This window comes from Rhabdobacter roseus, assembly GCF_014202275.1.
GTDB lineage: Bacteria > Bacteroidota > Bacteroidia > Cytophagales > Spirosomataceae > Rhabdobacter > Rhabdobacter roseus.
This window is the reverse complement of record NZ_JACHGF010000007.1, coordinates 221996-242378: the sequence shown is the minus strand read 5'-3', so window position 1 is coordinate 242378 and position 20383 is coordinate 221996. Positions and strand designations below refer to the sequence as shown.

At 54.5% G+C, this 20383-nt stretch carries 12 protein-coding genes; all 12 read left to right on the top strand.

Annotated elements, in window-relative coordinates; genetic code table 11:
- Positions 1-360: 360 nt before the first annotated feature.
- Complete coding sequence (locus tag HNQ92_RS20145; RefSeq protein ID WP_184176608.1) at positions 361-984, top strand: RNA polymerase sigma factor; 624 nt, start codon at positions 361-363, stop codon at positions 982-984.
- A 223-nt stretch (positions 985-1207) separates the two neighbouring features.
- Positions 1208-2257, top strand: a complete 1050-nt coding sequence (locus tag HNQ92_RS28965) for a FecR domain-containing protein (protein ID WP_184176606.1) — start codon at positions 1208-1210, stop codon at positions 2255-2257.
- Positions 2258-2456: 199 nt separating this feature from the next.
- A complete protein-coding gene (locus HNQ92_RS20135; RefSeq protein ID WP_221307498.1) occupies positions 2457-5927 on the top strand; it encodes a SusC/RagA family TonB-linked outer membrane protein in 3471 nt (1156 codons plus the stop codon).
- 19 nt (positions 5928-5946) lie between these two features.
- Complete coding sequence (locus tag HNQ92_RS20130) at positions 5947-7791, top strand: RagB/SusD family nutrient uptake outer membrane protein (protein WP_184176604.1); 1845 nt, start codon at positions 5947-5949, stop codon at positions 7789-7791.
- A 79-nt stretch (positions 7792-7870) separates the two neighbouring features.
- Entirely contained in the window at positions 7871-8245 is a 375-nt protein-coding gene (locus tag HNQ92_RS20125; RefSeq protein WP_221307497.1) for a hypothetical protein, read from the top strand.
- Between the two features lie 16 nt (positions 8246-8261).
- Positions 8262-9254: a DUF4466 family protein gene (locus HNQ92_RS20120; protein ID WP_184176600.1), complete on the top strand. Its 993-nt coding sequence runs from the start codon at positions 8262-8264 to the stop codon at positions 9252-9254.
- Positions 9255-9450: 196 nt separating this feature from the next.
- The gene (locus HNQ92_RS20115; protein ID WP_184176598.1) at positions 9451-11526 is read left to right on the top strand and encodes a right-handed parallel beta-helix repeat-containing protein; all 2076 of its coding nucleotides are present in this window, start codon (positions 9451-9453) and stop codon (positions 11524-11526) included.
- A 28-nt stretch (positions 11527-11554) separates the two neighbouring features.
- Positions 11555-12790, top strand: a complete 1236-nt coding sequence (locus HNQ92_RS20110; protein WP_246440498.1) for an alginate lyase family protein — start codon at positions 11555-11557, stop codon at positions 12788-12790.
- A gap of 33 nt (positions 12791-12823) precedes the next feature.
- Entirely contained in the window at positions 12824-14155 is a 1332-nt protein-coding gene (locus HNQ92_RS20105) for a BNR repeat-containing protein (RefSeq protein ID WP_184176596.1), read from the top strand.
- A gap of 49 nt (positions 14156-14204) precedes the next feature.
- Positions 14205-16160 carry a heparinase II/III domain-containing protein gene (locus tag HNQ92_RS20100; RefSeq protein WP_184176594.1) on the top strand — a complete coding sequence of 652 codons (1956 nt, stop codon included), beginning with the start codon at positions 14205-14207 and terminating at the stop codon, positions 16158-16160.
- 320 nt (positions 16161-16480) lie between these two features.
- The gene (locus HNQ92_RS20095; protein ID WP_184176592.1) at positions 16481-16978 is read left to right on the top strand and encodes a hypothetical protein; all 498 of its coding nucleotides are present in this window, start codon (positions 16481-16483) and stop codon (positions 16976-16978) included.
- 303 nt (positions 16979-17281) lie between these two features.
- Positions 17282-20353 carry a SusC/RagA family TonB-linked outer membrane protein gene (locus HNQ92_RS20090; protein WP_425504307.1) on the top strand — a complete coding sequence of 1024 codons (3072 nt, stop codon included), beginning with the start codon at positions 17282-17284 and terminating at the stop codon, positions 20351-20353.
- The last annotated feature ends 30 nt before the right edge of the window (positions 20354-20383 follow it).

Sequence of the window (20383 nt, the reverse complement as noted above, 5' to 3'; positions counted from 1 at the left end):
TTCAATTTTCTGAACTTCAACATGTTATCGACCAAGTACCTTTGGCAAGTACCTCCTGGTCTGGGTACCTTTTCCTGGACGTAGGTAAGCCAGCCGGGGTAGTCTGAAATTTATTAAATATTATTTTAGAAAAATCATAGATCGTCGTAGGGGTACGGCTTGAAATAGCCGTCTCTAAGGCATGAAGGTACAGGATAGTGAAGGAGAAAAAGGGCTTAAATCCTTTTCGAGCCCGCGCCACCTAATACTCCGCGCTGGACACAGTAGTCTGAATGAGGATGCACCGCGTACTTATCAAGAAAGGCCCTAAGTTTCGGAAGTTAAGCTTACCCAGTTTTTTTGTTACAACCTAGTATGAAAATGGAGGATAATGTAGTGGCGAGTAGTTCCGATGCGGAGCGGTGGGAAGCCTTGAAAATGGGGAATACTATCGTTTATGAGGAAATATTCAAGCAGCACTACAGTTTCTTGTTTAACTACTGCCAGCGTTTTCAGGACGATGAGGACGAAATCAAGGATTGTCTCCAGATTCTATTTCTTACCATTTGGGAACGCCGCACTTTCCTGGGGCCAACGACTTCCATTAAAAACTACCTGTTGTCGTCGCTGCGTCGTCTGGTGCTAAAGCGCATGAAGTCAGACTCTTTACGGCTCACGATTGACCCCGATACATTTAACCTCCACTCCGAGCTTTCCATCGAAGCCCAGATGATCCGGGACCAAACGGCAAGCGATCGTTTGAGCCAACTGCAGCGTGGCGTGGAAAAACTACCCGCCCGCCAAAAGGAAGCCCTGTACCTGAAGTACTACGGGGAGCAGTCGTTTGCCGACATTGCGCATACCATGAACATCAGCACCCGGGCCGTCTACAAGCTCATCTACAAAGCCCTGGACGCCCTCACCGAAGAGTTTACGGCGGAGCCGGTGTCGGTACTGATGAGCGTAGTTCCTTTTCTGCTAAGTACCTTATTCTTGCTCAGGTAACCCGGCCCTGGCTTTTTTTGCCCCTGGCTCAAGTACCCTTCCAAGCGGCTATGCTTTTTTTACCTCTACCCTCCTTTTTTAGGGTCAAAGTACCCTTTCAAAGTACCCCTGATAACAGCGAGTGCTGAGGAAAGTATTTTTTTTAGAAAAAAAATGAATCAGAGAGGGTCACTGTGGTAATATTCTAGCTTTATACTAGCAAAAGACAATTTCAACAGATTTTGTGGAAAAGCAGCGGTACGTTCATTTTCGAGCTTCGGATTTTTTGCTGGATGATGATTTTTTGGCCTGGATGCGCGGTGATAGCCCCCAGTCTAACCGGGAATGGCAAGAGTGGCTCAGCGACAATCCCGGACAACGGGCCGAAGTAGAAAAAGCGCAAGAGCTCTATGCGGCATTGTCATTTAAGGAAAATAAGCTAGATAGTGATACGGTGCAGCAGGAGTGGGAGAAGGTGAAGGCGGCTAGCCTGGAACAGGACGACGCGTGGGATACGGAAGAGGAAAGTGCTGGAAAGCGAATTGGTCGGTTGCTATTTCGGGTAGCTGCGGCAGTGATCCTACTCTCAGGCCTGTGGGCCGGAAAACAATACTGGACTTCTCTGAGCACCCCTACGCCCAGCCTGGCGCGCAAGGAGGTAGCCAATGGCCAGCAGCTGACCATCAAGCTAATGGATGGGAGTGTGATTAAACTCAATGCCGGATCCACCCTTTCTTACCCCGAAAAATTTCCTGGCGATCGACGTGAAGTGTACCTGGAGGGAGAAGCCTTCTTTGAGGTCGCTTCCAACCCGAAGGCACCCTTCATTATCCACACCGATGAGCTGCACATCAAAGTACTGGGGACGAAGTTTGCCGTCGAATCTTATCCCGAAAATCAGGACGTGCGGGTAGCCGTGGTGGAGGGCAAGGTAGGCGTAAGCAACGGAGCGGATGAAGCGGCCCAAAATGAGATTTACCTGGTACGGGACGAGATGGTGACGTTTGAAAAGCAGAAGAAAGCCATGACGGTAAGTACCTACAATAAATATGAATTGCTGGGTTGGAAAGACGGGGTTCTGCACTTTGAGAAAGCCGACTTTGCCGAAATCGTACGCAGGCTGGAAAGGTGGTACGGCGTAAAAATAAGGATTGAGGGTGAGGTGAAAATGAGCCCCGATTGGCGTTTGAGCGGGAAGTTCGAGAACCGGTCCATTGATTATATTCTGGAGATTTGCCGTTACCCCAACCGTTTTTCTTTTGTAGTCACCGACCGAGAGGTAATAATTAAATAAGATAACCCAGGAAAATGAAACTACTCGATAGTAGCTAGTGAAAAAGCCGACAATCTGTAAAGATTGCCGGCTTGAAATCCAGGCGGGTACTTGCTTTGAGTGGCACCTCGGCGGCAAGTGTTCAGCCTTATTTAAAATTAAGCGAGAATTTTAAACTTTTAAATTTATGAAATTCAAACTACTACCACAAATTGTAGCAATGACAAGGTACGCACTACTAGGAGGAATTATCCAGTGCTTATTCGTGGGACTATTGGCCGCTTCTGACCTGAAGGCCCAGGAAAAAAGTATTGAGGACATTTACCTTTCGGCAAATCTGCGTAATATGAAGCTGGAAGATGCGTTCGTGAAGATTGTTGAGAAAACGGACCTCAACTTTCAGTACGACCGAAAAATCGTGAGTAATAAGAAACTCAGTCAGGATTTTACGAACGAGAGCCTGGGTAAGGTACTTCGGTCCATTTCGCAGGAGACGGGCCTGAGCTTTCGCCGGGTCAACGAAACGATTCACGTTACGGAAAACCCCACGAAAAGGGTGTCGGTAACGGAATTGGTAGTCCCCTCCAACCAGCTCGTGCCCATTCAGCTGGCCAGCCGCAATACCGCTTCGGGTATGCAGGCTCCCTTTCGGTCGGTAGCTGTTTCGGAAATGTTGACCAACGCCCGCCGCCTTCAGGCTATCACCATTACGGGCCGCGTGACGGGTTCTGATAGCAAAGAAGGAATGCCCGGTGTGAGTGTGGTAGAAAAAGGTACCGCCAACGGTACTACCACCAACACCGACGGGAATTACTCGCTCAACGTCACCAATGCAAGCTCCGTGCTGGTGTTTAGCTTTATTGGCTATGCCACCCAGGAGGTAGAAGTAGGCAACCGCCAGACCGTCGAAGTGGTCCTTCAGTCAGAAGACCGGGCGCTGGACGAAGTCGTAGTAGTTGGGTACGGTACCCAGAAGCGCGCCAACGTCACGGGCGCGGTAGCCACCGTGACCATCGACGAAAAAATTGCCAGCCGCTCGCTGGCCAACGTATCGTCGGGTTTGGCGGGTTTGGTACCCGGTATGGCCGTGACGCAGTCGACGGGTATGGCGGGCCGTAATAACGCCAGCCTGATGATTCGCGGCTTGGGTACGGTCAATGGTGCCGGTCCGCTGATCGTCGTCGACGGCATGCCCGACGTAGACATCAACCGGATCAACATCCACGACATCGAGAGCGTATCGGTACTGAAAGACGCTACCTCGGCATCGGTGTACGGATCACGGGCGGCCAACGGGGTTATCCTGATCACCACCAAGTCGGGTAAAGGGCAGGAACGGGCCAGCATCAACTATACGGGCTCTTACGCCGTACAGGTACCAACCCGGGCCATCGACTTCATGGACGACTACCCCCGCGCCCTGACGCTGCACCAGCGCGCGGCCGACGTGGGTACGCTGCGTTCTAACTACCTCTTCCGGGACGGTACCATCGACCAGTGGATGGCCCTGGGTATGGTAGATCCGCTGCGCTATCCCAACACCGACTGGTGGGACATCATCATGCGTAACGGTACCATGCAGAACCACAACCTTTCGGCCTCCGGCGGCAATGACAAGTCCAACTTCTTCATCTCGATTGGTTTGATGGACGAAAAAGGTTTGCAGATCAACAACGACTTTAAGCGCTACAACGCCCGCTTCAACTTTGATTATAAGCTGAACAAAAATATGAACGTAGGGGTACGTTTCCAGGGGAACTGGTCGAAGTTTACCTACTTCCTGGCGGATGGTTTCACCGAGGACAACAACACCGCGGGCTACGACATGCAGTACGCCATTGCCGGTATTGTTCCTTACGATCCGGTCTCGGGTTATTACGGGGGGACCATGGCCTACAACGAAGATCCCCAGGCCTACAATCCCTACACCAACTACATCAACAACCTGAGCTACCAGAACCGCCAGGAAGCCAACGCCAACTTGTTCTGGGACTGGTCGCCGATCAAAGGCCTAACGGCTCGTATTGACTACGCCCTGAACTACGACAACCAGTTTCGCTGGAACGCCAACATGCCCAACCGCGCCTACAACTTCCAGCAGGGAGCCTTTGGGGCCCGGGCGTACGTTACGGATAACGCGGGGGTAGGTAACTTTACCAACACCGGCTACAAAACGATGCTCAACGGGCGATTGACCTACAACACCTCCTTTGGGAAAAACCACACGTTGAGCGCCCTGGCCGTATACAGCGAGGAATACTGGTACGATCGCTACCAGTCTTCTTCCCGTAACGACCGTCTGCACCCGTCCCTGCACGAAATCGATGCTGCCCTGACCGACATTCAAGGCACAGGGGGGAGCTCCAGCGCCGAAGGGCTTCGCTCGTACATTGGCCGCCTCAACTACACGGCCTTTGACCGCTACTTGCTCGAAGTGAACTTCCGCGCCGACGGTTCTTCCAAGTTCTTAGACGGAAGTCGGTTTGGCTTCTTCCCTTCGGCGGCTTTGGGCTGGCGCTTTACCGAAGAGAGCTTCATCAGTGCTTTTACCGATCGTTTCCTGAGCTCGGGTAAGCTACGGGTGTCGTACGGTAGTCTCGGAAACAACGCTGGGGTGGGTCGCTACGAGCAGCAGGAAACGCTGGCCGCCAGCAACTATTTCCTGGGGAACAGCATCCAGAAGGGCTTCGTGAACCGCAAGATGGTCAACCGGGATCTTTCCTGGGAAACGACTTCCGTATTTAACCTAGGGTTGGACCTGGGCTTCCTCAACAACCGCCTGACCGCCGAAATCGACTTCTACGACCGCCTCACGACGGGCATGAACCGGCCTTCGGAGATGTCGATCCACCTGACGGGAGCCTACACCGCGCCCCGCCGCAACATCGGGAACCTCCGTAACCGCGGGGTGGAGCTGAACCTAACCTGGCGCGACCAGATCGGACAGGTCGCCTACGGCGTCAACCTGAACGGCTCGAAAAACGTCACAACCCTGGAGAAGTGGAACGAGTTCCTGGGGAAAGGTTGGGTATTCCTAAACATGCCGTACCGCTATGTGTATGCTTGGGAGGATATGGGGATTGCTCAGACCTGGGAGGATGTGTACAACGCCACGCCCCAAGGTGCCTCGCCGGGCGATATTCTGCGTAAGGACGTGAACGGTGATGGCCGGATTGACGATAACGATAAAATTGCCCATTCTAAATTTCAGCGTGAACGCCCTACGACCTTCTTAGCGTTGAACGCCAATGCCTCCTGGCGCGGGTTTGACATCGTGGTGCTGGTGCAAGGGGCTACGGGTCGTAAGGACTTCTGGCTCAACAACCACAACAACGTAAACTTCGGTACCCAGCGCTACGCTTCTACCTGGGGGCACTGGGAGAATCCTTGGTCGTGGGAAAACCGCGACGGAGCCTGGCCCCGTCTAGGAGGAAGTAATAACACAACCGAAAGTACCTTCTGGCTGGACGATTTGAGCTACATCCGGGTGAAAAACGTGCAGTTAGGCTATAATGTACCCAAGACCGTGCTGCGTAAAATTGGCCTGGCTAGCGTTCGGATCTTCGGCTCGTCGGAAAACATCGCTACACTGACCAAGTTCCGGGGCCTTGATCCCGAAAAAGACGGTAACCGCAGCAACGTGTACCCGATCAATAAATCGTATTCAGTTGGTATCAACATTGGTATCTAATTCAAAGATTTTTATAGGTATGAAAAGAATTACTTCAAAAATACTGTCCGTTGCGGCTTTGACGGGCTTCATGCTGGGGGCAAGCTCCTGCCAGGAAGATCTGCTCGAGCAGGCGCCCACAACCGAGCTGGGAACCAACGCTTTCTGGAAAACGGAAGCCGACGCTACCTTTGCCCTCATGGGTGCCTATTCGTCCATTCGTCCTCTATTCGATCGCGACTACTACCTTGACGGCCACGGGGAGTACGTCCGGACCCGCGGAACCAGCGCAACAAATGAAAATTTAAGGCTTGGAGATGCGTACCATAACGGTAACTACAACCCTTCGGGCTACGCGGGAAGCTTCGATAAAATGTACCGTTACCTCTACGGGGGCGTTAACCGCGCCAACTACGTAATCGATAACGTAAATATAATGCTGCAAACGGCCAGCCCCTCCTCGGTGGAGAACCTGGAAGCGATTGTGGGGGAGGCTCGCTTGCTCCGCGGGATGGTGTACTTCCGCTTGATCTCCATGTGGGGGGATGTACCCTACATCAGCAACATTGTGAATGCCAACGCGGAGGTAGCAGACATTACCCGGATGCCCATCGCCCAGGTGAAGGACTCCATCATGGCTGACTTTACCTATGCCTACGAAAAGCTACCTGTGAAGGGAGCCGCCATAGGGCGGGCCGGCAAGCCTGCCGCACTGGCCTTCCGGGGTAAGTTGCAGCTCTACTGGGCGTGCTGGAATAAGTTTGGCTGGCCGGAGCTCGAAACCTTTAAGAGTGATCCTGCCGCCGCTGATGCGGCCTACGCCGCCGCCGCCGAGGACTTCCGTAAAGTGATTCAGGATTTCGGTCTGACGCTGTTCCGGGGAGGAGAACCCGGTGAAATCGATGAGCTAGGGAAAGCCGAAAAACTACCCAACTACTACTATCTGTTTACGCCCATTGCGAACGGAAATCCCGAGATGATCATGACTTTCACGCACGGTGGCGTAGGTACCGCGCAGGGTGAAGAACTCATGCGCGACGTGGCCGGGCGCTCCCATGAAGGATCCCAATGCTGGGTTTCTCCGCGTTACGAAATCGCCGATCGCTACCAATCGACCATCACCGGCGACTTTATGGAACCGATGATTCCGATGAACCCTTCGGCTAATCCCGCGGCTCGTACCACGCCAAACTCGGCCGTGAATCCGCAGAGCTACGCCAACCGCGACTACCGCATGAAGTCTTCCATCATGTGGGATTACGAAATGAGCATCGGGATGATTGGTCTACAGTCGACCGGCTGGGTACCCTTTATTTACCAAACCTGGAATCAACCCGTGACTATCAACGGCGTTCGATATACTTCCTATAATACCGACGGTAGCAACTCAGGCTACGTATTCCGGAAGTTCCTGCGCAACTACGCCGGGCAGGGACGGAGCGACGGCGATTATGACTTCCCCGTGATGCGCCTAGCCGATGTGTACCTGATGTACGCCGAAGCGACCAACGAAATCAACGGTCCCCAAGCCGACGCCATTGAGCTGGTGAATAAAATTCGTCACCGGGGTAATTTGCCTCCGTTGAAGGCAGACAAAACGGCCAGCAAACAAGCTTTCTTTGACGCCATTGAGCAGGAGCGGATCATCGAGCTGCTGGGCGAAGGCCACCGGGGCTTCGACCTGCGCCGCTGGCGGGCCATCGAACGCGTATGGGGTGGACCTCTCACGGAGGGCGTATGGCGGATCGACACGCGCGGTGCTCAGCAGCAGCGCTACTACCAAAATGCCTCCGAGCGCGTGTACGAGCAGGCCTACATCTTCCGGATTCCGCCCGGAGAGCGGGATCGTAACCCGAACCTGACCCAAAACCGGCCGTGGATGTAAGCCAGGCTATCCTAGTGAGATTTTTGTAATATAAATGAACATTGCAATGAAAAAATATTTTAGAATAGCCTGCGTACTCTTGCTGGTATCCGTTGCCTGGGTAGGTTGCAAGAATGATTTTCCCGTAGATGAGGACGGACTCCTCATCACCGATCGGGCCGAGTGTTTCGTGAGTAACTTTGAGTTGCTGGGCGGGGATTTCCAAACCGTCCGCACCAAAAACCCCGTGATTGATACCACCGCCCAAACCATTCAAGTGGAGGTATTTTACGGTACGGACCTACGGAACCTCTTCCCTCAGTTTTCGTTAGTGACTGACGCCAAGCTGGACCCCAAGATTACCGGCAAAGTGGATTTCTCCGATTTGGCTAATCCCAAAGTGTACACAGTTGTTTCCGGTAACCGAAAGGTGCGGAAGCCTTATACTGTTTACGTTACTGTTCAGAAACCGTAATAAAAAACCATCGATCATGCAACGGAACTATTCATACATTACCCTATTGCTTCTGATCTGTCTGCTGGGCGTTTCGGCCTGCCAGGAGAAGGAGATCGTGACGGTCACGCCGCTGAAAGGCAGTGGATTTCAGAACGATGTGATTAAACGTACGCTGGGCCCCAACGTGGTGGGCCTCGACATTGAGTTTGCCTACGCCATGGCGCTTCCCCGGGACATGGGCCGGATCACCTCCGCCCAGGTAGAAGCCTCCATTTCGGGGGCCAGCGGTACCTACCTGGAGCATCGTTCTTTCTATACCGATGGCGGTGGAGCGGACGTGGGCGTCGTGGTGGGCCAGCCCTCCGCTACCGAAGGGCGCATCACCAGGGTGAACTTCACAGCCGATACCTCGGCGGCTACGCTGCGCTATTTCTACCGGATTCCCGAAGAAGCACGCGGCCAGTCGGTGAACTTTACGTTCTCGGCGACCAGCAGTAACGGCCAAACGGTATCCTATACCATGGGGCCGTATACCGTTGGGAAAATGGACCTTAAACTGGACCTGAACGTCGTAGACGCCGGAGCCTGCTACATCTCGATTGCCGACATGGCCGTGTACACGGCAGCACAAGCCGCCGCCAATCCGGACAAGATCGACCTGGTGTACCTCTACCGGACCATCCCGAACGTAACGTTCAACCACGGGCTGGTTTCGCCAGCGGCCGATGCCCAGTACCGTCCGGGTATTACGCTCCCGGCGGGCGTAAACCGTAGCATCAAGATCCGGAAAGCCTGGGGAATCCGGGATTTCCACCTGGCGCGCACCCAGTTTGGGGTGTACATCGACGACCTGGATTTCCAGCAGTTGAACCTGGAAGGGGAGCCTAACTTCGCCATCAACATGCGGGCCGAGTCGGGTGCCTGGGTAGAAACGGCCGATGGTCGTTACCGGGCTTATATCTACTTTAACGCCATAAACAACGGTGCCCGCAGCGCCCGGATCAGCATCAAGCGCTACGCCCTTTAATTTGCCCGGAGGTACCTTTATAAGTACTTCTTGACGTTGAAAAAGTTGGAATACCTTCAAATGGTTGAATTGCTACGTTTAGAATTGCTTCTAGACCAACAATTCAACCATTTGTTTTTCTAAGTAAGCATAAAAGCTTGACCGTGTAGTGGACACGGCCCGCTGCTCAGGTACCCTAGCCCTTTTACCATTCGTTATGAAAAGACTTTTGATGTTGGTGGTAGTTCTTGCTACTACCGTCTTGCTTCCTTCGGCCTTTGCCCAAAAATTCATCCATCCGGGTATCGACCAGTCGGCCCAGGACCTGGCTTATATGAAGCAGCAGGTGCTCAAAGGCGAGCAGCCCTGGAAAGACGCCTTCGATCGACTCAAAGCAGCAACTGACCTTACTTTTGAAGTAAAGCCGCACACGCACGTACTGCGGGGACCCTACGGGCGGCCCAATATCGGCGGGGATGATTTGTCCAAAGGAGCCAATATGGCCTATAATTGCGCCCTGCTCTGGTACCTCACCAACGACCCCGCCTACGCCCGGAAAGCCATCGAGATCCTGAACGCCTGGTCAGGTACCCTCTGGGATTTTGATTACAACGACGCCAAGCTACTCGCCGCCTGGACGGGCCACGCGCTGTGCAATGCCGCCGAGATTCTGCGCTATACCAACGCCGGTTTGGCTTCCGCCGAGGTAGAGCGCTTTACAAAGATGCTCACGACGGTCTACTACCCGCTCATGCGTTTTTACTACCCCCAGGCCAATGGCAACTGGGACGGGGCCATTATCCACTCGCTGCTTGCCATCGCTATTTTTACCGACAACCGGCCCCTGTTCGACAACGCCGTCGCTCATTTTCTGCACGGGCCCGTTAACGGCGGGATCTTCAAGTACATCTACCCCAGCGGACAGTGCCAGGAAAGTACCCGCGATCAGGCGCACGTGCAGCTGGGCCTGGGCGAATTTGCCGGGGCGGCCCAGATTGCCTACACGCAGGGGGTAGATCTCTTTTCGATTGGGAATAATCGCCTGGCCCTGGGCTACGAGTACACGGCCCAGTTCCTGCTGAGCGACAAACCCCATAGCTACGGGACCATTTCCGAGCGAGCCCGCACCCTGCGCGACGACTACGAGTACGTATACCGCCACTACGCCGCCCGCGGCGTTGACATGCCCTACACCCGCCAGGCGGCCGACTCGGTCCGGACCAAAGCGAGCCGCTCCGTCCTGACGGCCGTGCGGGCCCCGCTGGCGAAGGTACCTACGCAGGCGGTTTCGCCCAAGGCAAGTACCATTGGCTACGTAGCCGGGGCGCGCCATTCGGCCACGGCCAAAGTACCCTCCGACGCGCTGCTGGTAGCGCCGGGCGAATCGTTACAGGCGGCGCTGGATGCCGCGGCGGGGAAAAACCGCTGGGTGGTGGCGAAGGCCGGAATACATAGCTTACCTACTACCCTCAAAGTACCCAGTGGCGTCACGCTGGCGGGCGAGGGCCTAAGTACCATCCTTTTTCTGGACCCGGCTTCTGGCGTGCGCGATGCGCTGGTGAACGCTGAGCCCAATCTGCACGACTTCACGCTACGAGACCTGGTGATCGAAGTCGCGACCCGCACCGAGGTACCTTCCGACCCCAACAGCGCCCGCTCGTACCGGAGCACGGCCAACCGGGGCGGGATTATGCTGCTGGCGCAGCAGGAAGGACAAATGAAAAATATCACTTTTGAAAATATAACGGTACAAAATGCGACCTACAACGGCGTATTTGTGAGCGGAGCCACCGGCCTGAAGGTACTTGGCTGCGACTTCAACGAAAACGGGGCCAGCATAGTACCCGGCCCCAAGCTCCAGCATAACCTGCTCCTGACGCACTGCGCCGACGTCACGGTTCGCGATAGTCGCCTGGCTACCTCCCCCCACGGCAGCGGCCTGGCGCTAGGGTACTGCCGGGACGTCATTGTGGCCAACTGCGAAATAGCCCGCAATGCGTACTACGGCCTGCTCGTCACCGAGTCGGAAAATATTTGGGTGGAAAATAACCTTATCGAGGCCAACGACCGCAGTGGCGTGATGCTGGAGTACCTGCACCAGGGCTCCCGAAACGTTACTTTAAGCCATAACCTCATTCACTACAACACCGGACACGGCCTGGAAGCCTACGCGGCCAAAAACGTAAAGGCCAAAGGCAATACCTACGCGGGCAATGGTCGTCCCGGTGCCGATCCGCAAAAGCTAAGCAAGGAGAAAAAAATGATCATGGATGCCAAGTACCCCGCCGAGTAGTTTTTATTCCTAAATCCCTAGCCATACGATGATTCCTAACCCGCTGATCCAACGAAAAAGTACCTTCTGGGCCATGCTCTGCTGGCTGCTGAGTAGCTTTGCCCTGACCGCCGGCCTGCCAAAAAGTACCCCTCCCGTGACCTTCCTCGTAAAGCCGTCGGTTTTGCAGGACAATAAAGCGAAATTGAAAAAGAAAGATCCGGCGCTGAAACGAGCGGTGGCGGCACTTTCCCAGCAGGCCGACCAGGCGCTGCAACGCGGCCCCTATACCGTGACGGCCAAAGGCAAAGTACCCCCCAGTGGCGACAAGCGCGACTACATGAGCGTGGGTCCGTACTGGTGGCCCGACTCGTCCAAGGCCGACGGCCTGCCCTACATCCGGAAGGACGGGCAGGTGAACCCCGAGCGCTTTGCGATCCAGGACGCCGAATATTACAAAGCGTTGTGTCAGGATGTGCAGCTGCTGGGAGTAGCCTGGTACTATACCGAAGATAAAAAATACGCCGAGCACGCCGCCAGGCTACTGCGGGTGTGGTTTCTGGACGAAACCACCCGCATGAACCCGCACCTCAACTACGGCCAGGCGGTACCCGGCCGGACGGAAGGGCGGGGGATAGGCCTCATCGACACCCACGGGGTCACGAAGCTCATCGACGGCATTCAGCTTTTGAAAGACTCGCCTGCACTGTCGGCGGCCGACTACCGGGCTCTTCAGGATTGGTACCGGCAGTTTCTGGACTGGATGCTCACGAGCCCCGTGGGCCTGGACGAGGCCGACGAGCACAACAACCACGGTACTTACTACGACGTGCAGGCGGCGTCTATCGCGCTGTTTACGGAGCAGCCGCAGCTAGCCAAAAAAATCCTGGAAGAGCAAACCAAGGCCCGGATCGAGAGCCAACTGAAAGAAGACGGCAGCCAGCCCCATGAGCTGGCGCGCACGCTTTCCTGGGGGTACTCGGTGATGAACCTGCGCGGCTTTTTTGAGCTGGCGCTGCTGGGCGAGAACGTGGGCGTGGACCTGTGGCACTACCAGACGCCCCAGGGCAAAAGCCTGCAAAAGGCCTTTGACTGGATGCTGTCCCGCGCCGCGGGCGAAAAAGCCTGGGAGCATCAGCAGATCAAGCCCATGGACAAGCAGATTTTCGTGCCGCTGGCGCGTACGGGAAAGGTACTTTATCCCCAAAGTCCTACGAAGTCATTCCTGGATCAGTACCCTGATGAACCCCAGGCGATAGCCCAACTGACCCATGCACTTTTTTGAGGTATTTATTTTATCCTAAAACGGTACTTTACTTTGAAACGAAGCACGATAAACTACCTGACGCAGGTACTTTTGCTGAGCCTACTTTTTTCCGGAAGGGTTCTGGCGCAGCAGCCGGAGCTCCGCGTGGTAGGTACTTTGCCGGTGGCCAAGGTGTGGGCCGGGCATCCGGTGGGCTTTCAGCTCCTTACCACCGAGCGCTTTCAATACGCCTGCTACTACGACTCCAGCCGGACCCTGGTGGTGGCACAGCGCCCGCTGAGCTCCAAAACCTGGAAAACTACCAAACTACCTACCCAGGTAGGGTGGGATAGCCACAACTCCATCAAAATAGCCGTGGACAAGCGCGGGTTTATCCATATTTCGGGCAATATGCACAACGTACCGCTCATCTACTTCCGCTCCACCAAGCCCGAGAGCATCGAGGCGTTTGCCAAACTACCCATGACGGGCCAGCACGAGGAGCGCGTGACCTACCCCGTTTTTTTCAAAGACGCCGCGGGCGACCTGTACTTCCAGTACCGAAGCGGCGGGAGCGGCAAAGGGATTACCTTTTGGAACAAATACCACGCCGATACCCAACAGTGGCAGGGGGTGTTTGATACGCCATTCTTCGACGGCGAGGAGGAGGCTAGCGCTTACATGACCAACCCGGCCCTGGGGCCCGACGGGTACTTTTACATTGTCTGGATGTGGCGCGCTACGCCTACCGCCAGCACCAACCACAACCTGTCGTGCATTCGGAGCAAGGACCTGAAGCGCTGGGAAAACCAGCGGGGCGACGCCATGACGTTGCCCATCAAGTGGCGCGACAACCGCGCCGTGGTAGACCCCGTGGGCCCCTGGAACGGCCTCATTAACATGGGGTATAAAGTAAGTTGGAATAGCCAAAAAGTACCTTACATCAGCTACCATAAGTACGACGCCCGCGGCATCAGCCAGGTGTACCTGGCCCGCTGGGAGGGCGACCAGTGGAAGCCTTACCAGCTCAGCCGGTGGGAGGGTTTCACCTGGGACCTGAACCGAAACGGCAGCCTGAGCAATGACGTGGGCATTAGCTCCGTGGAGGCAGCAGGAGAGGGGGTACTTGCCGTGGCCTACCACCACCAGCAGCACGGCAAAGGTACCTGGTTGGTGAATGAAAACACCATGACCATCCAGGAGCAACTACCCGAAAAAGTACCTGCCTACCTCCAGCAGCTGACGGCCCTGCCCCCGCGGGAGGGGATGATCGAGCACCGCCTGCCCGACAACACCGGTAGGTACCTGCTGCAGTGGCAGACCTTACCCACCAACCAGGATCGGCCGCGCCCGGAGCCTTACCCGGCTCCGTCGGAACTAGTCTTATACGAGCTTTCGAAGTGAGTTTTTGCCAAAGTACCTTTCTCCTAATCCCGTTAAAATGTAACCCGTTATGAAACCAGCAAAATTACTTTTGGGGCTCGTGGTGCTGCTCTTGCCCAGCCTGCTCCTGGCCCAGGACGCCAACCTGCTCAGTGGCAAGTACAGCCGAACGGAGCTCGGCAAGGTACTTATTCCGCAGGCGCAGTGGACGCCCTTTCCCAAGCTGAACGACCGCGCGGGCTGGGCCAAGGCCGACCCCGACATGATGCAGGCCTTCGTGAAAAAAGCCGAAGGGTACCTTGGCTACGACTGGCCCTACATTCCGGCTACCAAGTCGCTGCTCATTGAGCGTACCGGTGACCGCAATGAATACCAAGGGGTTAGCTTCAAGAAGCGGGAGGTACTGGGTACCTTGATCTTGGCCGAAATCCACGAAAACCAGGGCCGCTTTATCGATCCCATCATCGACGGTGTGTGGTCCATCTGCGAGGAATCGTTTTGGGGCGTACCGGCGCACCTACCCCGCACGAAGGACATCGCAGGCTTGGTGGATGTGTCGCAGCCCTTCGTGGATTTGTTTGCGGCCGAAACGGCCACCTTCCTGGCCTGGGCCGACTACTACCTGGGCGAAAAATTCGACGCCGTGTCTCCCCAGATCCGCAAGCGCATTTACCACGAAACCAACCGCCGGGTATTGGAGCCCCTCATGACCAAACCGCACGGATTCATGACCTCCAGTGCCGCCGGGCGCCGCCCCAACAACTGGAATCCCTGGATTTGTTCCAACTGGCTCAACGCCGTCTTGCTGCTCGAGAAAGATCAAGTCAAACGCGCCGCAGCGGTCGAGAAAATCCTGAAGGTACTTGACAACTACCTGAATCCCCACCCGCAGGACGGCGGCTGCGACGAAGGCCCCAGCTACTGGGGAGCGGCGGCGGCCTCGCTGTTTGACAACCTGGCCCTGCTCAACCAGGCCAGTAACGACAGCTTCGGGTACGTCTTCGCCGACGAGAAAATCAAGAACATGGGGCGCTTTATCTACCGCGTGCAGATCGGTAAAGAGTACTTTCTCAACTTTGCCGACGCCGACCCGCAACCCAAGATGTCGGCCAACATGATCTACCGGTTCGGGAAGGCCATCGGCGACGACGCCATGATGCGGTTTGGGGCGTACTACCGCGAGCCGGAGCCGGGCTCGATCGGCCGGTTCCACTACTTCCGCAACTTCTACGCGGTTTTTATGCAGGATGAATACCAAAAAGCGCCGCAGGGCTTGCCGCTGCCCCAGAGCGTGTGGTTACCCGACCTGCAGGTCATGGCTGTGCGCGACCAGGAAGGTACCACCGACGGCTTCTTCGTGGCGGCCAAGGGTGGCGACAACGACGAAAGCCATAACCACAACGACATTGGCAACTACGTGGTGTACTACAACGGCCAGCCGCTGCTCATCGACGTGGGCCGGGGTACCTACACCCGCAAAACCTTCAGCGACCAGCGCTACGACATTTGGTACAATTGCTCCGACTACCACAACCTGCCCACCATCAACGGCAAAACCCAACCGCCGGGCGGACAATTTAAGGCCTCTAACGTCGCTTTTCAGGAGAAAGGTACCTACGCGCAATTCGCCCTGGACATGGGCAAGGCCTACCCGGCCGAAGCGGGCATTACCCAATGGCAGCGCACCATTCGCCTCAACCGGGGTAAAAACGTAGTGATTCAGGATGTAATAAACCTCAAAAAAGCGGATGCCGTCACGCAGCACCTTATGACCAGCTACCCCGCCGAGGTACTTAAGGCCGGCGAAGTGGTGATCCACTACCAGCCCCCGGGAGGTACTTTGAAAGATTTTGTGGTAAAATACAACCCCAAGCAAATGCAGGCCAGCGTTGAAAAAATAAAACTGGAAGCCGTGGAAGACGAGGGCATCCGGACCAAGTGGGGCGATACAATACACCGCATTAATTTTAAGGTACTTAGTCCTAAAACAGCCGACAAACTCGACTTTACGGTCGCGGCCAGGTAACGTATTTTTATTCTCAAGAATATTTTTTCTCTAAAAAAGCGCCCTACGGCGCTTTTTTTTGGCTTTTTCGGATTTAGTATTCCGTACTGACGCGCATCGACAGAGTAGGACAGCGCTATACGAATCCTTTAATGCCTAAAGCTAGCCCGGCGCGGCTCAATCACACCTGGCCATGAGTAAAAAAACCATAAGCGGTTGTTTTGGTTATAAGGTACTGCGAAGGAGCCTTCTTTTTGAAAGCTGCGTAGCGCTGAGCTGCCGTGCGAGCCACGGATATACCATAGGATAACATACACTTCTAAACCGTCACCGAACTACCCATGAAACCTTATTCGGAATATTCTGCCGAAGAGCTCGCGATGGAGCGCCTGTTTATCAGGTGGGTTCGGTTCCCTGACGATCTTCCCATCCGTACCTTTTGGGAAAACTGGATGATCCAGCACCCTACCATGAACCGCACGGTGCAGCAAGCCCGCGACCTGGTCGAGACCGCCTCGGATCGAACCGACGATTTTACCGTCGAGGAAGTAGGTACCCTCTGGAGCCGGATCCAGAATTCCATTGAGGTACTTCCCGTAGTAGAGCCGCTTACCACTACGGTGCGTACCAAGGCCACCCGAGGATCTTTTTTTCGCTGGAGCGCGGGTATATTGGCTACTATGCTGCTCCTGAGCCTCTGGTTTTTTTTGGCGCCGAGCTCCCTAACCCGCCAACTTTCCGGCCCTTTGCTGGTACACCCGGATAGTACTACTTCTAGACAGGCTCCTCTCTCCGACAGCCTTGCTACCCCCCCCAGTTACCGGAAATCAATTCGTTAGGAGGATGCTTTTTCGCGTTTGCAGTAGCTAAAAGGCCGCGCCTCTCGCCTATTCTTTTAAACTATTTTACCCTTCTTCCCACTTAGATTTTTCCGCGTATAAAGCGTTATAAAGCCCTTTTTAAGTTACTTTCAATAGGATTATATTCATATTAAATAGAATGTATTAAATAGGTTACATGTGCTCTAATGAAAATTTAATATAATTAATTGTACGGGTATGGGTTACATTTGTACGTCAAAAAGAAAATTTCTAGGATAATTTATTACTTTTTTAACAATTATTAATCGTTCAAAAACTATGATGAAACGTTTTACCTCCCCTATGGAGTACGTTGCTCGAGGTTGCCTGGTAGCCACCTTGGTAGGTACCTGCTTAACGCCTTTGTTGGCCCTTGCCGCTCCGGCTAGTTCCACGCTGGCGGCACACATTATTTTTCAGGAAAGAGTCGTAACGGGGCAAATCCTCTCCGCCGACGACAACAGCTCCATTCCCGGCGTATCGGTGGTTATTAAAGGTACCACCCAAGGTACCAATACCGATGCAGACGGCAAGTTCCGGATTAGCGTACCGTCGGCCAGTTCAGTACTGGTTTTCTCAGCCGTAGGGTTCGTAACCCAGGAGATTACCGTTGGCAATCAGAGTGCCGTAAACATCACGCTAGCTTCCGATCTCAAGTCCCTCAGTGAGGTGGTGGTAGTAGGGTATGGTGTCCAGAAAAAGAGCCAAATGACGGGTGCCATTTCGTCCGTGAGCGCTAAGGAAATTAGTGAACTACCCATCACCAATGCGCAGCAGGCTTTGCAGGGCCGCGCGGCTGGGGTGGACGTGAACATGGCCGGGAGCAAGCCCGGAGCTACCCCTCAGATTCGTATCCGGGGGCGCCGTTCGTTCAATGCCTCCAACGATCCTCTGTTCGTAGTGGATGGTATTCCCTTGGCAAGTGGTATTGAAGACATCAACCCCAACGACATTGCCTCCATGGAGGTACTTAAAGATGCTTCTTCTACGGCCATTTATGGTTCGAGGGGGGCCAACGGGGTCGTGATTATTACTACTAAGCGCGGTACGCCCGGCCGTACAACGGTCAGTGTGGATGCCTACACGGGTATAAACCAGTCGCTGGGCCGTATTGATGTGATGAACGGGGCCGAATTTGCCGAATACAAGCGCGAGTCGCGACGGGCCGTGAATGCCTACACCACCGACGAAGCCTTGTTTGAACCCGTCGAGATGGAGTCGATTCAGATGGGTCGTAGTACCGACTACCCCGCCGCTTTGCTCCGTACCGGAGCCATCCAGAACTACCAGATTGGGGTATCGGGTGGTACCGAAAAAACCCAGTTCAATATTTCTAGCAATTACTTCCAGGATAAAGGCGTAGTAAAAAACCAGGATTTTACCCGCTTTACGTTCCGGGTAAACCTTGACCACCGGATCAATAATCGGATCAAGATAGGTACTTCTACGCTGGGTGTATACAGCTTGAGGAACGGCGAAAACTTCAACCCACTGGGAGGTGCCTTGGCCGAAAACCCCCTTGGGAAGCCGTTTGATGATAATGGGCTAATGATCTTCCTGCCCACGCAGGATGGTCTGCGTACCAACCCCTACGCCGAGATCGTGCCGGGTGCGATCATTGACGAGCGCAAAAACTACCGGATCTTCAACAGCCTGTACGGCGAAGTAGATATTATCAGCGGTCTGAAGTATCGCTTCAACTTCGGTCCTGACTTCAAAATTGATCGCTACGGGCAATTCTTTGGTCGCCAAACCAACGCCCGCCGTGGGGCCGATCCCACCGCCAATGTATTTAACCGGTTCCAGTTCAACTATACGCTGGAAAATATCCTTACCTACACCAAGCAATTCAACCAGGTACACAACCTGAACGTAACGCTGTTGCAGTCGTTCCAAAAGAATCATGATGAAAGGTCGGAGATCAGAGTTACCGGGGTACCGGCCGAGACCCAACAGTTCTATAACCTAGGCAACGCCAGCTTGGTAAATGGTGTTGGCACAGGCTTGTCTGAGTGGGCGCTGCTGTCGTACATGGCTCGGGTCCAATACGATTTCAAAGAGAAGTACCTCTTGACCGCTACCATGCGGGCGGATGGTTCGTCGCGTTTCGGGGCTAACAACCAGTTTGGGTACTTTCCTTCCGTAGCCGTAGGCTGGAATATTGCCGACGAGCCCTTCATGCAGACGATCCGGGCCCTGGATGTGTTGAAACTACGCCTGAGCTACGGCGTGACCGGAAACACGGCCATCAACCCCTACCAAACCCAGGCCCTGCTGTCACGTACCTCGTACGCCTGGGATAACACGGCGGCCTTTGGGTATCGTCCCGGTTCGATCGGAAACCCTAACCTCCGTTGGGAGTCCTCAGCTACTTCTAACGCCGGTTTGGATTTCAGTTTCTGGAGCGGCCGGATATCGGGTTCGTTGGAATACTACATCACCAACACCACCGACCTGCTGGCTCCCCAACCACTACCTAACTCGACCGGTTTTGGTGGCTTTACAACCAACATCGGCCATACCCGTAACCGGGGTATCGAGCTAACGATGACTACGGTTAATGTTGACAAGGGCGACTTCACCTGGACTACCGACTGGATGTTTGGTCGTAACAAAGAGGAAATTGTAGAACTGGCCAACGGAAAAGTGGATGACGTTGCCGCGGGGCGCTTCATTGGTCAACCCCTTTCGGTAGTCTTTGATTACCGCAAAATCGGAATCTGGCAAACCAACGAAGCCGAGGAAGCCAGAAAGTACCAGAGCGTAGTGGGTGAGATCAAAGTACAGGATGTAAACGGAGACGGGCTTATCAACGCCGATGACCGGGTTATTTTGGGCTCTGCCATCCCTGATTTTATTGCCGGGGTAACCAACCGCTTTAGCTACAAAGGAATTGATTTGGCGTTCTTCCTTTACGCCCGGGCCGGCCAGTTTATCGTGAGTGGTTTCCACCAGGGCAACAACACCCTGGCCGGCCGCTACAACAACCTGGACATCGACTACTGGACGCCGACCAACCCCACCAACGATTTCCCCCGTCCGAACGTAAACCAGGAGACCCCGCGCTATAGCTCCACGCTGCGCTACTTTGATGGTTCGTTCCTGAAAGTACGTAACATCAACCTGGGTTATAACGTACCGGCTAATTGGGCCAGTAAGCTAAAAATGCAGAGCCTTCGCGTTTATTCCAGCATCCAGCAGCCGTTTATTTTCTCGGAATACCGCAGCAAATACAAGGGAATAGACCCGGAAGTAGAGCTGGATAACGGCCCGAGTAACGAGAACCGGGCCATTGGGTCGGATCTCTCCCCGGCTACGATGGTGATCACGTTTGGTATTAATGCAAAGTTCTAAGTAGTTCAGAACCAAGAAAAAGACAGTATT

Coding starts and splice junctions, on each gene's coding strand:
- HNQ92_RS20145 (WP_184176608.1), top strand. CDS start 361: ATGGAGGATAATGTAGTGGCGAGTAGTTCCGATGCGGAGCGGTGGGAA.
- HNQ92_RS20110 (WP_246440498.1), top strand. CDS start 11,555: ATGATTCCTAACCCGCTGATCCAACGAAAAAGTACCTTCTGGGCCATG.
- HNQ92_RS20135 (WP_221307498.1), top strand. CDS start 2,457: ATGACAAGGTACGCACTACTAGGAGGAATTATCCAGTGCTTATTCGTG.
- HNQ92_RS20095 (WP_184176592.1), top strand. CDS start 16,481: ATGAAACCTTATTCGGAATATTCTGCCGAAGAGCTCGCGATGGAGCGC.
- HNQ92_RS20100 (WP_184176594.1), top strand. CDS start 14,205: ATGAAACCAGCAAAATTACTTTTGGGGCTCGTGGTGCTGCTCTTGCCC.
- HNQ92_RS20130 (WP_184176604.1), top strand. CDS start 5,947: ATGAAAAGAATTACTTCAAAAATACTGTCCGTTGCGGCTTTGACGGGC.
- HNQ92_RS20115 (WP_184176598.1), top strand. CDS start 9,451: ATGAAAAGACTTTTGATGTTGGTGGTAGTTCTTGCTACTACCGTCTTG.
- HNQ92_RS20090 (WP_425504307.1), top strand. CDS start 17,282: ATGAAACGTTTTACCTCCCCTATGGAGTACGTTGCTCGAGGTTGCCTG.
- HNQ92_RS20120 (WP_184176600.1), top strand. CDS start 8,262: ATGCAACGGAACTATTCATACATTACCCTATTGCTTCTGATCTGTCTG.